The sequence below is a fragment of the Streptomyces sp. NPDC048420 genome (genome assembly GCF_040651535.1).
Lineage (GTDB): Bacteria > Actinomycetota > Actinomycetes > Streptomycetales > Streptomycetaceae > Streptomyces.
Window position 1 is genome coordinate 374600 of the sequence record NZ_JBEZKG010000001.1, and the last position, 19473, is coordinate 394072.

Genomic DNA, 19473 nt, shown 5'->3' on the forward strand with positions numbered 1-19473 from the left:
GTCACACTCCTCCGCGCAGCCGGGCGCTCGGGTCGAGCGCGTCGCGCACGCCGTCGCCGAGGACGTTGAGTGCGGCCGTGGTCAGCGCGATCAGCAGACCGGGCGCGATGGTCACGGCGGGCCGGGTGTAGAGCAGCCCCAGGCCGTCCTCGATGATCGTGCCCCAGCTGGCGTCGGGCGGCTGGACGCCGACGGACAGGAAGGACAGCGCCGACTCCGTGAGCATGGCCAGCGCGGTCATCAACGGGACGAACACGATCGCGGTGGGCACCACGTTCGGCAGCACCTCCCGACGCAGGATGCGCGAGGTGGGCGCACCCGAACCCACGGCCGCCTGGATGTACTCCTTGTTCCGCAGCACCAGCACCTGACCGCGCAACGGCCGTGCGATGTACGGCACGTAGATCGCCGCGATGATCGTGACGGGCAGCCAGAGGCTTCCCGCGTCCACGGTGACCGGGCCCAGCCTGAGACCGTTGGTGAGCAGTACCACCGACAGGCAGATGGCCAGCAGATACACCGGGAACGCCCAGATCACGTCCAGGATCCGGGAGATGACCGCGTCCACGACCCCGCCCGCGTACCCGGCGACGACTCCCACGACCGTTCCGATGACGCAGGTCAGCAGCGCCGCCGTGAACCCGATGAACAGGCTCGTACGGCCGCCGTACAGCAGCCGCGCCATCACGTCCCGCCCCTGGTTGTCGGCGCCGAGGAAGTAGTGGGCCGGGTCCCAGGTCGGGCCGATCGGGGTGACGCCGAGGCCGAGGCCGGTGCTGCTCGGGGTGAGCACCGGCACGGTCCTGCCGTCCACCACCGTGGAGCCGGAGATGTGGGACTGGAACGGGTCGCTGTGGGCGATGTGGTCCGCGTAGAGCGGGGCGCACACGGTCGCCAGCACGACGAGGAGCAGCACCGCGGCCGCGGCCAGGGCCGACCTGTTGCGCAGCAGGTCGCCGGCGGCGGTCCGCCAGGGACCCGGCGAGCGCCGGACCCCTGGCGACGGGGCGAGGGTCACTTCACCCACAGCTGCCCGACCAGCATGTAGAACTGCTTGCTGAACTGGTAGTTGCCGACCCGTGTCGACGTGAAGTCGATCATCTTCGGGTTGATCAGCGGGACGACCGGGGACTCGCCCATGATCTGCTGGTCGATGGCGCCCCACTGCTTGTTTGCGCTCGCCGGGTCGGTCTGCATGGTCTTCAGCGCGGCCTGCATCTTGGCGTCGACGCCCTTGTCGCAGAACCCGGAGATGTTGATGCTGGAGTCACTGCCGGGGTGGTAACTCGCGCAGGACAGCAGCACGTTGAGGAAGTCGGAGGCCGCCGGATAGTCCTGGTACCAGGACGTCAGGGCGAGTTGCACCTTGTTCTTGGTGTTCTGGATGTAGGTGAACTGGATGTTCCCCGACAGCGGCTTGAGCGTCGCCTTGTACCCCAACTGCGTGAGCAGACTCTGCAGGTACTGCCCGATCGACTTGTTGACGTCGTCGTCCTGCGTGACGATCCCGACCTCCTGCCCCGCCGTACCGGACTGCTTCACCAGCGCCTTCGCCTTGGCGAGATCCGCCGCCTTCCAGGTCGTACCGCCGCCCTTGGTGTAGTCGCAGGAGTCGACGTGCCCGGGGAAGCCCGGCGGCAGGATCGTGCACGCCGGGGAGGCGAGGTTGGTGCCGCCGTACAGCCGCACCACGGCGGAGCGGTCCACGGCCCAGTTGATCGCCTGACGCGCCAACTTGTTGTTGAACGGCGCCATGTTGACGTTGAGCGTCGCGTACCAGAACGCCGTCAGCGGGTTCACATGCGCCTGCGAGGCGTACTTGGTGCCGATCTCGTTGAGGCGGTCGGCGGGCGGCGGGTCGTACATCCAGTCCGCCTGGCCGTTCTCGACGGCGGTCACCTCGGACTCGACGGTCTGCCCGAAGGTGTAGTCGATGGCGTCCGGGTAGCCCTGCGGCTCCGCCTCCCGTGACCACTCCTTGAAGTGCGGGTTGCGCACCAGCTTCAGCGCCCGGTTGGGGTCGTACGACGCCGCCATGTACGGGCCGGTCGAGGGCAGCGGCTTGGTGCCCGCGTCCTTGGCCGGCGAGTCCTTCGGTACGACGACGGCGTGCGGGACGGCCAGTTTGTACTCGAACTCCGGGTCCGCGGCGGTCAGGTTGACGGTGACCGTGTTGGTCTTGGCGTCACCGATCACGCCCTTGGACAGGGTGCAGGAGGCCGGCGTCTTCAGACAGGCGTCGGCGCCGACGATGCCGTTGTAGAAGGTGCCCGCGGTGGGGCTGGAGACCTTGAAGATGCGCTGGAAGGACGCCACCACGTCGTCCGTGGTCAGAGCCTTGCCGTTGGAGAAGGTGATGCCCTTGCGGAGTGTGAAGGTGTAGGTCTTGCCGCCGTTGGTCACCTTCGGCATGGCGGTGGCCAGGTCGGGGACGACGGTGAAGGACTCCTGTCCGTTGACCTTCTTGAAGGCGAGCAGGCCGTCGTACATCGACTGGAACAACTGCCAGTACTGGAGCGTGTAGTTGACCTGGGGGTCGAAGCTGCCGGCGGCCGCGTGGGCGACGAGCTTCAGGGTGCCGCCCTTGTGCTGGGCCTGGAAGGCGGAGGACCCGGAGGCGGAACCGCTCGGGTCGGCGGAGGAGCCGGAGCCCGAGGAGGACGAACAGGCGGCGGTGAGTGTGAGGGCGACGGTGGCGGCGGCGAGCGCGCCCCGTCTGGTGGTGCGGGACATGGCAGACAACTCCCGGATCAGTCGGTGGAGTCGAGGAACTCGCCGACGATCCGGAGGTAGAGCTCCTCCTCCTCGACGTGCGGCATGTGGCTCGAGTGCTCGAACATGTGCCAGCGCACATCGGGGATGTGGTCGGCGAAGGGGCGGACGGTCTCGGGGGTCGCCTCGTCGAAGCGTCCGGACACCAGCAGGGTCGGCACCTCGATCAGGTGCAACCGGTCGATGACGGACCAGTCCTTGAGAGTGCCGACGACATGGAACTCGTTCGGGCCGTTCATCGTGTGGTACACGGTTGGATCGGCCGCGATGTTGTCCCAAGTGGCCTGCACCTCGGGCGGGTTGGGCCTCAGGCGGCACACATGGCGCTCGTTGAAGACCTGTTCGGCCGCCCGGTAGTCGGGGTGGGCCGTGGTCCCGGCCGCCTCGTGGGCGTGCAGGGTGCGCTGGACCTCCTCCGGGAGCTCGGCGCGCAGTTCGGCGGCCGCTTCCAGCCACAACTCCATGGACGCGGGGGAGTTGGCGATGACCAGCCCGCGCAGCCCCGGCGGCCGCCGTACCGCGTGCTCGGCGGCGAGCATGCCGCCCCAGGACTGGCCGAGGATGTGGTAGCCGTCGGCTATGCCCAACTCCTTGAGCAGGTTGTCCAGTTCGTCGAGGAAGAGCTGGACGGTCCAGAAGTCGGCGCCGCGGTCGGGCAGATGGGTGGAGAACCCGGTGCCGAGCTGGTCGTAGTGGATCACGGGACGGCCCTGCTCGGAGATGCCCGCGATGCTGAGCGTGTAGTGGTGACCGGCGCCGGGTCCGCCGTGCAGGACCACCAGGGGTGTCCTGCCCGGTTCGCCCGTGATCCGGTACCAGGTGGAATTGCCGTTGAAGTCGACGGTTCCGGTGTGGTTCGGTTCGGGGATCGCCACGCGAGAGCCTCCCAGACCGGTCGGAACCAGCCGACCGCTGTCTGAAAATAGTTGGGTGTGACGGATGGGTGAGATAGTGGGGCGGTAAAAGGTCAGTCCACAAGACCTTTTAGCTGGGGCAGGGAAAGACGTAACGGCGGGTTCACATGGCCCGTGTTCGTTTACAGGAACGGCGACTTACGGGAGGGCAACTGACATCCGCACCCGGACCCGGGGACGAGTACGCACGCGTCCTCGACCGCGTCCTCCTTGGCGACGCCCCGTCATCGGCGCTGCGCCCGGTGCGCGTGGCCTCGGCGGTCGACGAGGTCTGCGACCGACTCCTCACGGCGATCGCGGTAGGCGACTTCCTCCCAGGCGAACGGCTGCCGGCTGAGCGTGAACTCACCGGGCTGCTGCGAGTGAGCCGTCCCACCGTGCGTGAGGCGATTGCGCGTCTGCAGGCTGTCGGCGTCGTCGAGATCCGCCGAGGCCGCAACGGCGGGGCGTACGTCCGCGACAGCTGGACCGAGTCGACAGCTGCCGCGGTCCGGCACACCCTGGTGCCTCGGTGGGAGGAGTTCGAGCAGCTCTTCGACCTGCGTGGTCTGGTGGAGGGCATGGTGGCCGCGACGGCCGCCCGGCGTCGGCGTTCCGAGGACCTCGAGCCCATGCGGGACGCCTTGTCGGCCTATCTGTCCGCCCGCACACCGCGCGGCGAGCAGACGGCGGACAGCGCCTTCCATCAGGCCGTCCGTGCTGCCACGGGCAACCCACAGATCGTCATGCTCAGCCGCGATCTGCTCGCGCGGACCAGTCTCGGCTTCCCGGTCGAGCCCTGGGGGAAGGCCGAGCGGACCCACTTCCATCAGGGTGGGGAGGACCACAAGGCGCTCTACGACGCCATCGAGGCGGGTGAGCCGGAGCGGGCCGAGGAGATCGCGCGGCAGCACTTCAAGATCAGCGCCGAGATGATCCGCGACGTTCTGGCCCGCGTTCGGGGTGGGGAGCCCTCCTGAGCCCGGTCACACCTCCCGGTGATCGATCCCCAGCAGACTCGCCGCCGCCCCGAAATCCGCGCCGTGATGCCCCACCGCCAGCGACCAGTGGTGCCCCACCCCCGTGGCGCTCCACGCGTCCACCCACTCACCGGGATCCCGGCCGAAGTCGACCCTGCTGGTGGTGTTGCCGATCTCCAGCAGCGGACCGGGCACGACCGTGCCCTCGGAGGTGATGAAGGACAGGCTGCCGTCGGCGTCCTGACCGAGACCGAGCAGGGTGACCGGCCCCTGCCGGACGTCGAACTCCACGCTGACACCCCAACCGCGCTTGCCGTGATAGACACCGAGGCCGCGCAGCAGCGGATCCCGGGCGCTGAGCGCGAGGTGGGCGGGTCCGTCGTGGCCCATCTCCACCACGCGGTCCTCGAAGTTCAGCGCCTGGATCTCCGTGAAGGAGCCCCCGGCGCCGACACTCTGCGAGGCCAACTGGGCGAGGCTGGTGCGCAGTTCGTACTCCCCGGCGGCGGGCACCCCCCGGGCCGTGAGCAGCGAGGCGCCCAGGATCATGCCGGCGCCGAGCCGCTCGTGCTGCTCACCGTCGAGACCCCGGTGGTAGTACGCGAGGGTGTCGAGGCCGAAGTCCTCCACCAGCCGGTCGAGGGCCACCGACACGGTCGCGCCCCACGCGAAGTCCTCGTCCACCACGCTCTCGTCGACCGTGAAGATCCGCCGGGCGAGCTCCACCCGCTCCCGGGTCTGAGCCTCGGTCACCCTCTCCACCCGGTGCCGCAGATCGTCGAACTCCAGCACCTCGACATGCGAGCCGAAGGTCGCCGACAGCAGCGTCGGATCGGTCTGCACGTCCAGCATCCCGGGATACACGTGCCCCATCAGGCCGTGCCGGGCGTGCCGGAGCGCGGCCCTGACCTGCGCGGCCCGCACCCACCGCTCGACACGCCGCCACGCCGACTCCTGCCGCAGCCAGCCCGACACCGACCGGAACGGGATCCCGGCCCGGCGGAAGACGTTGCCGACCTCCGGCACCGAGCACTGCGAGCAGTACGCCAGCCAGTCGCCGGTGTCGAAGGAGGCGTGGTCCATCCGCTCGGACGGCTGGAGGTCGACGACCAGCACCGGGGTGTGCGTGCGCTGGGCGATCGGCAGCACCATCGACGAGGTCAGGTAGGTCGTCAGGAACAGCACGATCAGATCGCAGTCGGCGCGCCGCAACTGTTCGGCGGCGACCGCGCCCTCTTGTGCGTCGGACACGAACCCGGCGTCCGTCACCTCCGCGTCCAACTGCCCCAGCCGCTCGGCGACATACGCGGCCGACTCCTTCAACTGGGGCAGCAGCCCCGGGAACTGCGGCCAGTACGTGCCGAGCCCGCCGGACACCAGCCCGATCCGCGGTCGGCGGCGGGCAACGGGCGGCAGCAATTCACCCAGCACGCCTTCCCGTTCACCGGCGTACGTCGTGAGGGGTTCGGTCGTCGCCATGGTCGGCGCTCCTTCGGGATTCGGTTCAGGTCTGCGCGACCTTGAGGTCCGCCGGAGCGGTGGCGGCCGGGGACGCGCGAGGAACGAGGACACGCACGATGTAGACGCCCGCGACCGCCGACAGCGCCATGCAGCCGGTGATCACCCAGAGCAACAGGCTCGGGCTCTTGTCGAGCAGGGCGGGCGTGACGAACGCGACGCCCGCGAAGACACCGCGCGAGACGGCATAGGTGATCCCCTGCGTGGTGCCCCGGGTGTCCGCGGGCAGCGTCAGCTGCGACCACACCTTGTAGTTGGCCTCGCCCGCGAAGGGATAGCACAGCTGGTAGAGGACGTAGAAGACGAGGAAGCCCACGATGGAGCCCACAGTGAGTGAGGCGATGGCGAAGGCCGCGATCTGCAGGACCGTGGTGGCGTAGAACATGCGGTCGCGCCGCGGACCGTCGGCGATCCGGACGAAGGCGAGCGTCAGCAGCAGGCCGATCGGGAGACAGGCCAGGTTGATGCCGGTCGCCACGCTCTGCGAGGCACCGCTGACGGTGACCAGCAGATACGTCGTGAACTGGCCGATGGTGTTGGCACCCAGACCCCAGGTGACGTAGAAGGCGAAGGTCGCGAGCATCGGCACCAGAGCGGCCCGGGTCCAGACGTTCTTCAGCGCGACACCCTGCTCCTCGGCCGGCTTCTCCAATGAGACCCGGTCCTGCTCCGGATCCGGTCCGGCGGCCAGTTCCAGGCGGGAGCGCAGATGCCAGGTGACCAGTGCGGCGACCGCCAGATGGCCGGTGATGAGCCGGGCCCCGAGCATGCCGGCGTCCGACAGCGCGAAGCCGACGAAGACCACGACGATGATGCCCATCATCCACATGACCTGGGTGAAGGCGATGAGCCGCCCCCGGGCGTGGTCCGGGGCCGCGTCCGAGACCACGGCCAGGGACGTCGGCAGGTCGGCACCGGCCGCGAGACCGGCGAGCAGGACACCCACCAGAAGAGTGATGTCGTCGGGTGCCAGCGTGATGATGATCGCCCCGAGGGCGTAGCAGAGGATGTCCAGGTTGTAGAGGCGGCGTCGGCCGAAGACATCGGCGAGCCGCCCGCCGACCAGGGAGCCGACCGCGATGCAGATGGTGACGATCGCGCTGATCGCACCGGCCATCCACACGCCCATGTCGTAGGCGTCGCGATAGATGGCCAGGTTGACGCCGATGCTGACGATGAGTGCGGCATCGAGATAGGACGCCATGCCGGAGAGGGTCGCGACCTTCCACAGGCGCTTCTCGATGGGTGGTTCCGGCTGGCTTGGGGCAGGCGAGGTTCGGGCCATGATGCGGCTCCGTCTGGGGAGAGAGGGTCCGAGCGGAGGGGGACGTCGCTGTTCTCGGCCGATGTCCAGCGACTATAGGAGGGTAAAAACGTTCCAACAAGACGTCATGCGGCCATCCGTGGAAACGACCTGACGGCCCCGCAGCTCTGGCGGGCGCCGCCCGGCCGTCCTACGGTGAGGCTGACGTAAAACGTTTTTGATCCGTGAGAGCGTCCGGGCCGTAGTCGGAAGGACCCATCCGTGATCTCTCCAGCTCTGCGACAGCTGTTCGACAACCCGCCCCGCGACTTCGGCCCCGCCCCACTGTGGTGGTGGTCCGGCGCGAAGGTCACCCGTGACCGCCTGGCCTGGCAGCTGCGCCGGTTCGCGGACGGCGGCGTCCACAACCTCGTGGTGATCAATCTGGCCCCCGCGGGTCCGACCTTCGGCGCCCGCACCGACGACCCCGTGTGGTTCGGCGAGGAGTGGTGGGCCCGGTTCACGGACGCCTGCGAGATCGCCGGCGACCTGGGCACGCGCCTGTGGTTCTACGACCAGATCGGCTTCTCCGGCGCCAACGTCCAGGGAAGCATCACCCGGCGCCACCCCGACTCGGCGGGCCGCGCCCTGCGCTCGCGCCGGGCGGTCGTATCAGGCGGCACGGTCGCGCTGCAGGGCACGGAGACACTGCTGGGGGCGTACGACAGCGAGGGTGCGCGGCTGCCTGCCCCGGTGGGTCAGGAAGGCCCGGCGCGGATCGAGGCCGCCGACGGCACCGAGGTACGCCTGGTCCTCGCCGTGCCCTCGGCCTTCGACTACCTCAACCCCGCAGCCGTCGGTCTCCTGTTCGACGCCATCCATCACGAGTACGACCGCCGCGTCCCGGAGTATCTGGGCAACGTCATCGCCGGCAGCTTCCAGGACGAGCTGCCCGCCACCAACTCCTGGACCGGCCGATTCCCCGAGGAGTTCCGGGCCCGGCGCGGCTACGACCTCCTCGACCACCTGCCCGCTCTCTTCTCCGGAGACGACTCCACCCGGACCCGGAAGATCCGCGCCGACTACTACGCCGTCCGCGCCGAACTCACCGAGGAGGCCCTGTTCCGCCCCCTCGCCGCCTGGCACGAGGAGCGCGGCCTCCTCCTGGGCTGCGACCAGAGCAACCCCGCCCGCTCCGGGTACCCGGCCCAGTCGACCCAGCTCTACACCGACTACTTCCGCACGCACCGCTGGTACAGCGCCGCGGGCAGCGACCACCACGGCGACGCCAAGGTGCACTCCTCCATGGCCCACCTCTACGGCCACGAGCGCGTCTGGATCGAGTCGTTCCACTCCTCCGGCTGGGGCGGCACCCTGGAGGAGACCTACGACTGGCTGCTGCCGTTCCTTCGCAGCGGCGCCAACCTCTACAACCCGCACGCCAGTTACTTCGGCACCGCGGGCGGCTGGTTCGAGTGGGCGCCGCCGTCCACCGACTGGCGTCAGCCCTACTGGCGGCAGTACCCGGCCTTCTCCCGGGCCGTCGCCCGGATCTGCTCGATCCTGTCCTGGGGCACCTACAGCGCCGACGTGGCGGTCCTGCACCCCAGCGCCACCATGCAGGCCCACATCCCCGTCGACGTACCGGTGAAGCACTTCGGCGGCAGCGGCCTCGACGACGCACTCATCGACGAGACCCAGCGTCACTACCTGGACCTGTGCGGCACCAACAACTGGCTCCACCCGCGCACCGGCGCCCTCGACCGCCACCGGATCTCCTTCGACGTCATCGACGACGCCTCGGTCCAGAGTGCCAAGGCCGGTGACGGGGCCCTGCGCGTCAGGGACCTGGCGTACACCGCGGTCCTCCTGCCGTCGGCGAGCGTCCTGGAGGCGGAGACGGCCCGCCGGCTGACCGAGCTCCTGGACACCGGAGGGCGGGTCGTGGTCGTGGGCCGCCCACCGGCGCAGGCGGCGGGACTGGCCGGTGACGACACCTTCGTGGCCGACCTGCTGGCTCACCCGCGCCTTGAGCGGGCCGCCGACGCCGAGGCCGGTGCGGCGGCGGTCGCCGACGCCTGCGGGTATGCGACCGGTGAGGTGCCGCTGCTGGTCAGGAGGAAGGGTGACGCGGCGGTCGCGCTGGTCACCGGGGCGTTCCCCGACGCCCGTACGCATCCACCGAGGGGCCGCCACGAGATCGATCCCGCCCGCTACGCCCGTACCTCCTCCGTGACCGTGCGGGGCCCGGTCGCCGAGGCCGAGATCTGGAACCCGGCGACCGGCCACCGCACTCCCGGACGCGTCACCGTCACCGACGGCGTCTCGACCATCGAGGTGCCGCTGGCAGGTGCCCCCGCCGCCCTCGTCGTATGGCGTGAGGGCCCTCCGGCGAACGACACCGCGCCACCCCACCCGGAGCGGTCGGAGCCCTCGGAGCCGCTCGACCTCTCGGCCGGATGGGAGGGGCGCCTCGTCGCCACCATGGACAACACCTGGGGCGATCTGGCGCTGCCCGCGGGATCGTCCGTCGCCGAACCGCAGATCTGGACCATGCGGTGGGCCGAGGGCGAGGGCCCCTGGGAGCAGGCGCGGGCGACCTACGGCAACCGGGTCCGAGTCCTGCCTCCCGTGCCCGCCGCCGAGGCCCCGGCTCCTCTGGACGCTACCGATGTCGCACAAGTCCTCGACAGGACACGGGAGTTGGCGCCCGCCGACTGGGGTGTCTCGCTGTACTCGTCGAGTCGCGGCATCCCGGACCCGGACGGACTGCTCGGCAACAAGGGGCTGGTGCCTGAGGAGTTCGTGCGGGTGCCGGTGCCGGTCAGCGGGACCGTCGCCCGGGTCAGGGCCGTCGTGGAGACCGACCACCGCGGGCCCGCCGATCTGCACGTCGGCGCGGCGGCGACCAAGCGTGTGTGGTGGAACGGCAGGAGGCTGGAGACGGGCGGGGGCTATCTGGCGTCCGGCCGGGTGGAGGTCGAACGGGCCCACAACGTGCTCGAATACGAGCTGGCCGACGCCCAGGACCGGCCGCAGACCATTTCGGGCGCCGCCGACACCCCGCTGGGCAGCTACTTCTGTCTCTCCCACCCGGACGGGTTCGTGCCGCGCCCGCTGTTCATGCGGGTACCCGAGGGTGTGAGCCCGGACGGCCGCGTGACCTACCGCGGGCGTATCGGCGTCCCGGAGGAGGGCGCGGCCGCCGTCCTCGTCGTGGGTGCCGCGGTCGGCGTGACCGTCCTGCTCGACGGGGCCGTCGTGGCGCGGCAGGAGAAGGTCGAGTACTACGAGTCCGACTGGGGAGCGGTGCCGGCTTTCTTCCGGCACGACCTCACGCTGAACGGCGGTGATCACGTCCTCGACGTCGTGGCCGACAGCGTGGACGCACGTGACCCGGTGTTCGTCGACCTCGTGGCGGGCACCGCCGCCCTGGTCAGCGGCCCCGGCTGGGAGGCCGTGACGGGCAAGTGGCACGGGTTCACCGTCGAACACGAGGGCAGGTGGGGGGAGTTGCAGCACTGTGGTGCGACGGTACGGCCGCATCCCCTGCCCGAGGCCGAGTGGCTCGCCGGGCCTCCCGCGCTCGGCTCCCCCGTCCTGCCGCTCCGGGCCACCGACGAACTCCAGGAGAGCGAACAGCGCTTCCGGTTCACCGTCCCGCCCGGGACCGTGTCACTCGACCTGCCGCTCAAGCTTCCCGCACGGGTGAGGACGGCTGACGGCCATGAACTACCGCTGCGCGGATCAGAACTGAAGCTGGATCAACCATGCTCCGAAGCTACCGAGTTCGAGGTCGTCACCGCTCCCACGGCTGTTCTGCGCGGCGGCTCCGCCTGGCAGGGACCCGTACGTCTGCGTACCCTTCCGGCGCCCCTGCCGCTGGGGGAGTGGGGTGAGCTGGGACTCGGCGGTTGGAGCGGAGGTGTGACCTATGCGCGGACACTGGAGGTGCCGGCCGGGCCGGACCCGGTGCTGGATCTGGGGCGGGTGCGCGGCAGCGTCGAGGTGTGCGTCGACGGCGAACTCGTCGGCGAGGCGTTCTGCGCGCCGTACCGCTTCGAACTGAGCGGGAGCGCCGGGCGTACCGTCCGCCTCGAAGTGACCGTCCACAACACCCTGGCCCCGTACCTCGCCGAGGCCACGCCGACCGCCTGGGCCTTCCCCTCCCAGCTCCCCTCGGGGCTGCTGGGGCCGGTGCGGCTAGAAAGGCGTGGCTGAGGACGCCCGCGTGGAGTCCCGCAGGACCAGTTCCGGTGCGAACACCCGGGTCTCGTGGGCGTGTTCCGCGCGGGCCTCCACCTCGTCGAGGAGCATCTCCACGGCCGCCCTGCCGAGCTCCTCGACGGGCTGCCGGACCGTCGTCAGGGTCGTGCCCACGAAGCTCGCTATGTCCAGGTCGCCGTAGCCGACCACCTGTATGTCCTCGGGGACCTTCACTCCGAGCTCGCCCAGCGCACGGCACAGGCCCGCGGCGAGGAAGTCGTTGGTGCAGAAGACCCCGTCGGGGAGTTCGTCGAGACTGCGGGCGATCTCGCTGCCGTACGCCACCGTCATCTCCTCGGCGACGACCTGGCCGAGGCGGGCCTCGCGCCGGGTGCGCACCGCCTGGCGGGCGCCCTGGTAGCGGTCGGCGCACTGGCGGATGGTGCGGTCGCCGTTCACCACGAGGATGCCCCGCGCCCCGCTCTCCAGCAGGTGCTGCACGGCGATTCGACCGCCGGCGATGTCGTCCACGGAGACCGAGCAGCCCTCCTGGGCGGGCAGCGCACGGTCCGCCAGGACCAGCGGGATGCCGCGCTCCCGCAGCCGGGTGAGCCTGGTGGGATCGGCGCTGAGCGGGACCACCACCGCACCCACGGCCCGCTGTTCGACCAGCATGGTGAAGTAGCCCTGCTCCCGCTCCGGCGCGTCCCCGCTGTCGCACAGCACGAGGGAGTAGCCGTGTTCGTAGGCCGCGTCGGCGGCACCGCGCGCGATACGTGAGTAGAAGGAGTTGGCCACGTCGGGCAGGACGAGACCGATCGACGAGGAGTGCCCGGTGCGCAGCCCGGCGGCTCCCGGGTGCGGGACGTAGTCGAGCGCGGCGACCGCGACGCGGACCCGCTCTGCGGTGCGGGCGTTGACCCGCTCGGGCCGGTTCAGGACGTTCGACACCGTGGAGACCGAGACCCCGGCGGCTGCCGCGACGTCCTGGATACGGGCGGGGCGAACCGAAATGACGTCCACCCCCTTGTTGTTCGGCCTTACGACCAGGCGACGCAAGTCTACCCTCGCCGGATGTGAAACGTTTTTCGAATCCGTGAGAGCCCGGGGAATCCCGCCGGGCCGTCATCGAAAATCCGGTGAACCTGCACACCGTTCACCGTTGGGGCGAGGGAAGACCGAGTCGTGGCCGCGGTTGTGCCGACCCACGCCTTTTGCGTGTCGGCACGATGGCGAAGTGCGTGAAGAAACGGGGGTGTTCGGTGAGCGGGTTGCGACGCTGGTGAAGCCGCCCGCGTTGACCTGCGTCGGGTGACTGGCAGTGACGCTCGGGGCATGCTTCGATCCGGGGGTCGTCCTCGACATTGCTTCCGCGAAAGGAAACGCGCGCCATGAACTCCGCCCCGCACTTCGCCACCACCGAGATCCACGACGCGGACCTCGACAGCATCTCCGGTGGCGTGGCCGTCACGGCCGCCTCCGGTCTCCACATCGAGGCCGGCCCGCTCGCCGTCTGCGCCGACGTCGACGCGCTCGTCTCGGCCAAGGGCATCGCCGCGAACGTGAACACCAACGTGTTCGTCGGCTGACCGACACGGCGCGCCCCACGGGCCCCGGATCCTCGGATCCGGGGCCCGTGGTCGTCCGGTTCCGGATGTCCGCCGATCACAGTGCCCCCTCGCCCGGACGGTGGGTGACATGCTGTCAGCCCCGGAGCGTTTCAGGAGGCCCTCATGCCCGAGCAGCCGTCCGTCCTCGTCTCGTTGGTGACCGCGCTGCGCGACCGCTCGGTCGAAGTCGTCGATCTCACCTCGCCGTTGTCGTCCTCGACCCCGGTGATCCAGCTGCCGCCGCAGTTCGGCCAGACCGCGATCTTCGAGCTGGAGGAGATCAGCCGCTACGACGACCGGGGACCCGCCTGGTACTGGAACAACTTCCGCAGCGGCGAGCACACCGGCACCCACTTCGACGCCCCCAACCACTGGGTGACCGGACAGGACCTCGCCGACATGGCCTCGGTGCCGGTGCACCGGCTGATCGCCCCGGCCGCCGTACTGGACTTCACCGCCGAGGCGGCCAAGGACCCGGACTTCCTGGTGGAGGTGGAACACGTCAAGGGCTGGGAGGAACGCAACGGCCCGCTGCCGGACGGTGGTTGGCTGCTCCTGCGCACCGGGTGGGACGCCCGCTCGCACTCCCAGGAGGACTTCCTCAACGCCGACGAGAACGGTCCGCACACCCCCGGGCTGTCCCCGGAGTGCGCCCGCTGGGTGGCCGAGGAGTCGCCCGTGATCGGTCTCGGCGTCGAGACGGTCGGCACGGACGCCGGACGCGGGCACTCCTTCGAGCCGGCCTTCCCCTGCCACTCCTATCTGATGGGCAGCGACAAGTACGGCCTCACCCAGCTCCAGAACCTGGCCGCGCTGCCCGCGACCGGCAGTGTCGTCATCGCGGGACCGCTGCCCATCGTCGCGGGCTCAGGCTCGCCCGCGCGGGTGCTCGCGCTGGTGGAGCGGTCGTGAAGGTCGCGGAGGCCGTCGGACGTGCCCTGTACGCGGCCGGGGTCGAGCAGGTCTTCGGCGTCGTCGGATCCGGCAACTTCCATCTGACCAACGCCATGGTCGCCGCCGGGGCACGCTTCGTCGCCGCCCGCCACGAGGGCGGTGCGGCGACGATGGCCGACGCGTACGCGCGCGTGAGCGGCACGGTGGCCGCGCTGAGCGTCCACCAGGGGCCCGGTCTGACCAACGCGCTGACGGGCATCGCCGAGGCCGCCAAGAGTTGTACGCCGCTCGTCGTCCTGGCGGCCGAGGTGACCCGGCCGACCTCCAACTTCTACGTCGACCAGGAGGCGTTGGGGGCCGCGGTGGGCGCGGCCCCGATCCGGGTCAGCGCGCCCGAGGACGCCGTACAAGTGACGTGCACGGCGGTGCGACGGGCCCTGCACGAACGCCGTACGGTTCTCCTCAACCTCCCCCTGGAAGTACAGGCGCTGGACGTCCCCGACGGAGCCCTCGCCCAGGCGGCACCACCACCGCGGCGACCCGCGGTCGAGCCGTTGTCCGCCGAAGTGGCCTCTCTGGCACGGGCGTTGGACCGGGCCGACCGGCCTGTCTTCGTGGCAGGGCGCGGTGCGCGCTCACCCGGCGCCCGGGACGCCCTGGAAGACCTCGCCGGGCACTGCGGCGCGCTGCTGGCCACCTCCGCCGTGGCACGCGGGCTGTTCCACGACAACCCCTGGTCGCTCGACGTGTCCGGGGGCTTCGCGTCCCCGCTCGCGGCCGAACTCGTCGGAGCCGCCGACGTGATCGTCGGCTGGGGCTGCGCCCTGAACATGTGGACCATGCGGCACGGCGCCCTGATCGGCGCCGACACGACCGTGGTGCAGGTCGACGACGACCCGTCGGCACTCGGCGCGCACCGCGAGCTGCACCTCGGGGTCATGGGCGACGTCGAACTCACCGCCCGGCACGTCCTGGCGGCCTGCGGCGGGAAACGGCAGGGCAGCCGGACCCCCGACGTCGCCGAGGCCATCGCCACGCGCGTGCGCTGGCGGGACGTGCCGTACGAGGACTCGGGCACCCGCGACCGGATCGACCCCCGGACCCTCAGCATCGCGCTCGACGACATCCTCCCCGCGGAGCGGGTGATCGGCGTCGACTCCGGCAACTTCATGGGCCACCCGAGCATGTTCCTGTCGGTGCCCGACCAGGACGGCTTCTGTTTCACCCAGGCCTACCAGTCGATCGGCCTCGGGCTCGCCACCGCGATCGGGGCGGCGCTGGCCCGCCCAGACCGGCTGCCGGTGGCCGCGCTCGGTGACGGCGGCGCGCTGATGGGCGCCGCCGACCTGGACACCGTACGGCGGCTCGGGCTCCCCATGGTCGTCGTCGTGTACAACGACGACGCCTACGGAGCCGAGGTCCACCACTTCGGACCCGACGGACACCCGCTCGACACGGTCGAGTTCCCGCCCACCGACATCGCGGCCGTGGCCCGCGGCTACGGCTTCGAGGCGGTCACGGTGCACACCCGGGCCGACCTGAAGGCCGTACAGGACTGGGTCGACGGGCCCCGGGCCGCGCCGCTGCTGATCGATGCGAAGGTGGTGCGGGACCGCGGGTCCTGGTGGCTGGAGGAGGCGTTCCGGGGGCACTAGGTGGTGCGGGTCAGGGCGTGGGTGAGGGCGCGTAGTGGTGGGCGAGGTCGGTGGCGAGGGCGCGGAGGTGGGCTCTGGCTTCGGTGGGGCCGTGCACAGTGATGGCGCTCCCGAACGGCAGTAGTGCTCGTACGTCCTCCAGGTGCGGGAAGCGGATCGTCACCTTGTGGCCGGTGGCGGAGTCTTCGTGGTCGTCCCGGACGAGTCGTTGGCCGAAGACCCGTCGCGCTCGCTCGATCTGGGTCTGGTCGATGGTGGCGCTGACCTCGATCGCATGCTGGTGTTCCCACTGGTCAATGAGCGCTGCGGCGACGGTGGCCAGGGTCTGGTTCGCGCGGATCCGTCGCGGCTGGTCGACCTCTTTCCACGCCGTGATCCGTTCGAGTCGGTACATCCGCGGCACTTGGGCGCGGTCGGCGACGAGATACCAGATGCCGGCCTTGGCGAACAGCCCGTAGGGATCCACGACCCGCTCGCGTGGGCGTGACGCGCGTGGGCTGTCGTACTCGATCCGTAGCCGGCGGCCTCGCCGCACCGGGCCGAGCAGCGAAGCCGGAGTCGTGCCACAAGCTCGTGTCCGGAGCCAGGGGCGGCTGTCCACGTGCACCACGTCGGTGAGCGGCAGGAGCTCATGACCTCGACGTGACGGTGCAGCGACGATCTTGGAGAGCGCACGCCGGCTTTCGGCCGATGCGTCGAGCTCCGCACGCTGCTTCTCGTCCAGACCGGTGAGCGAGAGGTGATCACGCTCGCCCGGTGTGAGCCGCGTGAGGTCGAGCCCGGAACCGGGCAGCAGGCTCACGCCTCCGAGGCGGCCCCGTTGTGCGGTCACCGGCAGGCCGGCGTCACGGAGCCAGTTCAGGTCCCGGGTGATGGTGCGAAGGGACACCCCGAGGGCCGAGGCGAGTTCCTGTGTGGTGACGGCATCCCTCGATTCGAGGAGCAGCATCAGGGAGAAGAAGCGGTCTGGCGTCACCCACCAAGTGTTTCAGGAATTGCGACAGGATACGGCGTATATCCCGGTCAGGGTGGTGGATGCGTACCCACGAGCTGCCTGTTCGCCGTGGGTGCGCGCACGCACCCCCCGATCCAGAAAGCTGCTCGCGATGAGTGCCAACACGACCGACGCCGCATCACCGTTGGCGTACCACCCAGGGTCTGCCGAGTACGACGAGCACTGTGCCGGCTTCCAGTTGCGGGAGCAGCATCAGCCGGCCCGCGTGGTGGCGGCACGCACCGCCGGCGACGTCGCGGCGGCCGTCCGGCACGCCGCGGAGTCATGTATGCCGATCGCGGTCCAGGCCACGGGACATGGACTCGCCAACCCGCTCGCCGGTGAAGGTGTGTTGGTGTCGACGCGAAGGATGGACCGTGTCGAGGTCGACCCCGGTGCCGGCTCCGCATGGGTGGGCGCCGGAGCGCGGTGGCGCGACGTGATCGAGGCCGCCGCACGCCACGGTCTGGCACCGCTGTCCGGGAGCATGCCCGGTGTCGGCGCTGTCTCCTACACGCTCGGCGGCGGCATCGGGCTGATGGCTCGTCGCCATGGCTTCGCCGCGGACCATGTCACGCGCCTGGAGCTGGTCACCGTCGACGGCTCCCTGCTGACGGTTTCGGAACACGAGGAGCCGGACCTGTTCTGGGCGCTCCGTGGCGGTGGCGGGAGCTTCGGCATCGTGACCGGGCTGGAGACGGCTTTGCTGCCGGTCGCCAGGCTGGTCGGGGGCGGTCTGATGTTCGACCTGGGTGAGACGCCGGAGGTGGTCTCAACCTGGCTGCACTGGACGGCGACCATGCCCTCGGAGATGACCTCGGCGATGACCACGCTTGAGGTTTCCGAGCGGCACATGGCCCATGTCCAGATCGCCTACCTGGGTTCGGCCGCGGAGGCGGACGAGTTGGTGGCCCCGTTGCGGGCGTTGAAACCCGCGCACGACGGTTTGCGGGAGATCCCGTACCGGCGGTCCGAAACCGTCTTCAGCGAACCGGATCAGCCGCATGCGTATGTCGCCGACAACGTCCTGGTGCGGGCGATCGACGAGGAACGCCTCCGCGACGCCATCGCTCTGTCGGCGCCGGGCCGGTCGGTTCCCTCCATCGTTTCGGTTCGTCATCTCGGCGGAGCGCTGTCCATGCCGCCGAGGGTGCCGAACGCGGTCAGCCACCGTGAGGCGACGTACCTGCTGTGCGTGGTGTCCCCGACCACCGAGTCGAACGCGGCAAGCGCGCGGGCGCTGCAGGACGATCTGCTGGCCGGCTGGGCCGAAACCGCCGTAGGCAGTTCGCCGAACTTCACTCTCGGACGACCCGACCGACGCGCCGCCGCAGAGCTGTTCGACGCCGAGCGTCGTGACCGACTGCTGCGGCTGGCCCGTAAGTACGATCCCGCCGGACTGTTGCACCCCAGCTTCGTCATCGCCTGAGCACCTCCTACGAAAGGTCGACCGATGCGTCTGGTCCGTGCTCAGCTCGCCAAGCATCGAAGGTGGTTCGCCGGTGTGGCCGTCTTCCAGTTGGTCAGCGTCACCGCCACCTTGTATCTGCCGACGATCAATGCGGATCTGATCGACAACGGCCTCCTGCGCACGGACGTCGGGCACATCTGGACGGCCGGCGGGTGGATGGTGGTCGTCAGTGTCGTCCAGCTGCTGGCAGCGGTGATCTCGTCGTATGCCGGAACGCGCGCAGCCACAAACGCCGCGCACGACCTGCGGTCAGACGTCTACGACAAGATCGCCACGTTCTCCAGCCGGGAACATCAGGACTTCGGCACGCCGACGCTGATCACTCGCAGCACCGACGACGTGCAGCAGATACAGGCGCTCCTGCTCACCTTCGGCACAGTGGTGGTCGCCGCACCGATCACGATGCTGGGCGGAGCCTGTATGGCGTTGCGTGCGCCAGGGACGGCTGCCGGCCGTTCGGCCGCGCCGGATCACGTTCGAGCACGTGTCGTTCGGCTACGACCGCGAGCCGACCATCAAGGACCTCGACCTGGTCGTCGAGCCGGGGCGGACCGCGGCGATCGTCGGCGCGTCGGGCGCCGGGAAGACGACCCTGATGAAACTGTTGATGCGGTTTCACGACGTCGGCAGTGGACGCGTCCTCGTCGACGGCACGGACATCACCTCGGTGTCTCGGGACGCGTTGCGCTCCGAGATCGGGCTCGTTCCTCAGGAGCCGTGGCTGTTCGGCGGAACCATTCGCGACAACATCGCCTACGGGCGCCCGGATGCCACACTCGGGCAGGTCGAACAGGCCGCTGAGGCCTGCGGTGTCAGCCACATCGTGAACGCCCTTCCACAGGGCTACGACACGGTGGTCGGCAGTGCGGACGGACGCCTGAGCGAGGGCGAGCGACAACTGATCTGCATCGCCCGCGCGTTCATCGCCGACCCGGCCGTGCTGATCCTCCATGAGGCCACCAGTGCGGTCGACGCCCGCACCGAGCTCCTCCTGCAACGGGCGACCTCGCGGCTGCGGCATGGCCGCACCTGCCTGGTGATCGCCCACCGGCTCTCCACGATCCGCGACGCCGACGTCATCGTCGTACTGCGGGACGGCCGGATCGTGGAGAAGGGAACGCACAGGCAGCTACTGCGAGCCGGTGGTGAGTACCACCGGCTCAGTCAGTACCAGTTCCACGAGCCGAGCACCTTGCCGGCTCCGGACCCCGACCAGCATGCGTCGCGATGAGGAGAC

The 19473-nt window shown here is 70.0% G+C and carries 14 protein-coding genes and 1 pseudogene; 8 read left to right on the forward strand and 7 right to left on the reverse strand.

All coding sequences use genetic code 11. The annotated features are described in order from the left end of the window. Window position 1: 1 nt before the first annotated feature. Genes AB0D34_RS01530 through AB0D34_RS01540 form a run of 3 tightly spaced genes read right to left on the reverse strand, consistent with a single transcriptional unit; the run spans window position 2 to window position 3647 of the window. The gene (locus tag AB0D34_RS01530) at window positions 2-1027 is read right to left on the reverse strand and encodes an ABC transporter permease (RefSeq protein ID WP_362654770.1); all 1026 of its coding nucleotides are present in this window, start codon (window positions 1025-1027) and stop codon (window positions 2-4) included. After that, window positions 1015-2733 carry an ABC transporter substrate-binding protein gene (locus AB0D34_RS01535; RefSeq protein ID WP_362654772.1) on the reverse strand — a complete coding sequence of 573 codons (1719 nt, stop codon included), beginning with the start codon at window positions 2731-2733 and terminating at the stop codon, window positions 1015-1017. The genes AB0D34_RS01530 and AB0D34_RS01535 overlap by 13 nt, the downstream gene beginning before the upstream one ends. A 17-nt stretch (window positions 2734-2750) precedes the next feature. Beyond that, window positions 2751-3647: a proline iminopeptidase-family hydrolase gene (locus AB0D34_RS01540; protein WP_362654775.1), complete on the reverse strand. Its 897-nt coding sequence runs from the start codon at window positions 3645-3647 to the stop codon at window positions 2751-2753. Between the two features lie 281 nt (window positions 3648-3928). Between AB0D34_RS01540 and AB0D34_RS01545 the strand changes: the two genes are divergently transcribed. After that, the gene (locus AB0D34_RS01545) at window positions 3929-4645 is read left to right on the forward strand and encodes an FCD domain-containing protein (RefSeq protein ID WP_362654778.1); all 717 of its coding nucleotides are present in this window, start codon (window positions 3929-3931) and stop codon (window positions 4643-4645) included. Between the two features lie 6 nt (window positions 4646-4651). Here AB0D34_RS01545 and AB0D34_RS01550 read toward each other — a convergent pair whose 3' ends face one another. Both AB0D34_RS01550 and AB0D34_RS01555 read right to left on the reverse strand, forming a co-directional pair. Beyond that, window positions 4652-6124, reverse strand: coding sequence for an L-fucose/L-arabinose isomerase family protein (locus AB0D34_RS01550; RefSeq protein ID WP_362654781.1), 1473 nt, complete (start codon window positions 6122-6124; stop codon window positions 4652-4654). Between the two features lie 25 nt (window positions 6125-6149). Further along, window positions 6150-7448 (reverse strand): MFS transporter, encoded by a 1299-nt coding sequence (locus AB0D34_RS01555; RefSeq protein ID WP_362654784.1) that lies wholly within the window; start codon window positions 7446-7448, stop codon window positions 6150-6152. A gap of 240 nt (window positions 7449-7688) precedes the next feature. Here AB0D34_RS01555 and AB0D34_RS01560 point away from each other — a divergent pair, with 240 nt between their 5' ends. Next, window positions 7689-11627, forward strand: coding sequence for a glycosyl hydrolase (locus tag AB0D34_RS01560; RefSeq protein ID WP_362654787.1), 3939 nt, complete (start codon window positions 7689-7691; stop codon window positions 11625-11627). Here the strand turns inward: AB0D34_RS01560 and AB0D34_RS01565 are convergent. Further along, a complete protein-coding gene (locus AB0D34_RS01565) occupies window positions 11610-12635 on the reverse strand; it encodes a LacI family DNA-binding transcriptional regulator (RefSeq protein WP_362654790.1) in 1026 nt (341 codons plus the stop codon). The genes AB0D34_RS01560 and AB0D34_RS01565 overlap by 18 nt on opposite strands. Before the next feature lie 368 nt (window positions 12636-13003). Here AB0D34_RS01565 and AB0D34_RS01570 point away from each other — a divergent pair, with 368 nt between their 5' ends. From AB0D34_RS01570 to AB0D34_RS01580, 3 genes are all read left to right on the forward strand, one after another. Further along, on the forward strand, window positions 13004-13201 hold the full coding sequence (locus AB0D34_RS01570; RefSeq protein WP_362654793.1) for a hypothetical protein: 198 nt from the start codon (window positions 13004-13006) through the stop codon (window positions 13199-13201). Between the two features lie 144 nt (window positions 13202-13345). After that, window positions 13346-14134: a cyclase family protein gene (locus AB0D34_RS01575; RefSeq protein WP_362654796.1), complete on the forward strand. Its 789-nt coding sequence runs from the start codon at window positions 13346-13348 to the stop codon at window positions 14132-14134. Further along, on the forward strand, window positions 14131-15771 hold the full coding sequence (locus AB0D34_RS01580; RefSeq protein ID WP_362654798.1) for a thiamine pyrophosphate-binding protein: 1641 nt from the start codon (window positions 14131-14133) through the stop codon (window positions 15769-15771). The genes AB0D34_RS01575 and AB0D34_RS01580 overlap by 4 nt, the downstream gene beginning before the upstream one ends. A 10-nt stretch (window positions 15772-15781) precedes the next feature. On the opposite strand, the gene AB0D34_RS01585 is transcribed toward AB0D34_RS01580, so the two are convergent. Next, complete coding sequence (locus AB0D34_RS01585) at window positions 15782-16747, reverse strand: WYL domain-containing protein (RefSeq protein ID WP_362654801.1); 966 nt, start codon at window positions 16745-16747, stop codon at window positions 15782-15784. Window positions 16748-16877: 130 nt separating this feature from the next. On the opposite strand from AB0D34_RS01585, the gene AB0D34_RS01590 reads away from it, so the two are divergent. The 3 genes and pseudogenes from AB0D34_RS01590 to AB0D34_RS01600 all read left to right on the forward strand — a co-directional run bounded on the left by AB0D34_RS01590 (window position 16878) and on the right by AB0D34_RS01600 (window position 19467). Then, window positions 16878-18194, forward strand: coding sequence for an FAD-binding oxidoreductase (locus AB0D34_RS01590; protein ID WP_362654804.1), 1317 nt, complete (start codon window positions 16878-16880; stop codon window positions 18192-18194). 24 nt (window positions 18195-18218) lie between these two features. Continuing rightward, window positions 18219-18650, forward strand: a pseudogene (locus AB0D34_RS01595) (ABC transporter transmembrane domain-containing protein); the annotation flags it as partial. A 70-nt stretch (window positions 18651-18720) separates the two neighbouring features. After that, complete coding sequence (locus AB0D34_RS01600; RefSeq protein ID WP_362654807.1) at window positions 18721-19467, forward strand: ATP-binding cassette domain-containing protein; 747 nt, start codon at window positions 18721-18723, stop codon at window positions 19465-19467. Window positions 19468-19473: the final 6 nt, after the last annotated feature.

Coding starts and splice junctions, on each gene's coding strand:
- AB0D34_RS01535 (WP_362654772.1), bottom strand. CDS start 2,733: ATGTCCCGCACCACCAGACGGGGCGCGCTCGCCGCCGCCACCGTCGCC.
- AB0D34_RS01550 (WP_362654781.1), bottom strand. CDS start 6,124: ATGGCGACGACCGAACCCCTCACGACGTACGCCGGTGAACGGGAAGGC.
- AB0D34_RS01555 (WP_362654784.1), bottom strand. CDS start 7,448: ATGGCCCGAACCTCGCCTGCCCCAAGCCAGCCGGAACCACCCATCGAG.
- AB0D34_RS01570 (WP_362654793.1), top strand. CDS start 13,004: ATGAACTCCGCCCCGCACTTCGCCACCACCGAGATCCACGACGCGGAC.
- AB0D34_RS01575 (WP_362654796.1), top strand. CDS start 13,346: ATGCCCGAGCAGCCGTCCGTCCTCGTCTCGTTGGTGACCGCGCTGCGC.
- AB0D34_RS01590 (WP_362654804.1), top strand. CDS start 16,878: ATGAGTGCCAACACGACCGACGCCGCATCACCGTTGGCGTACCACCCA.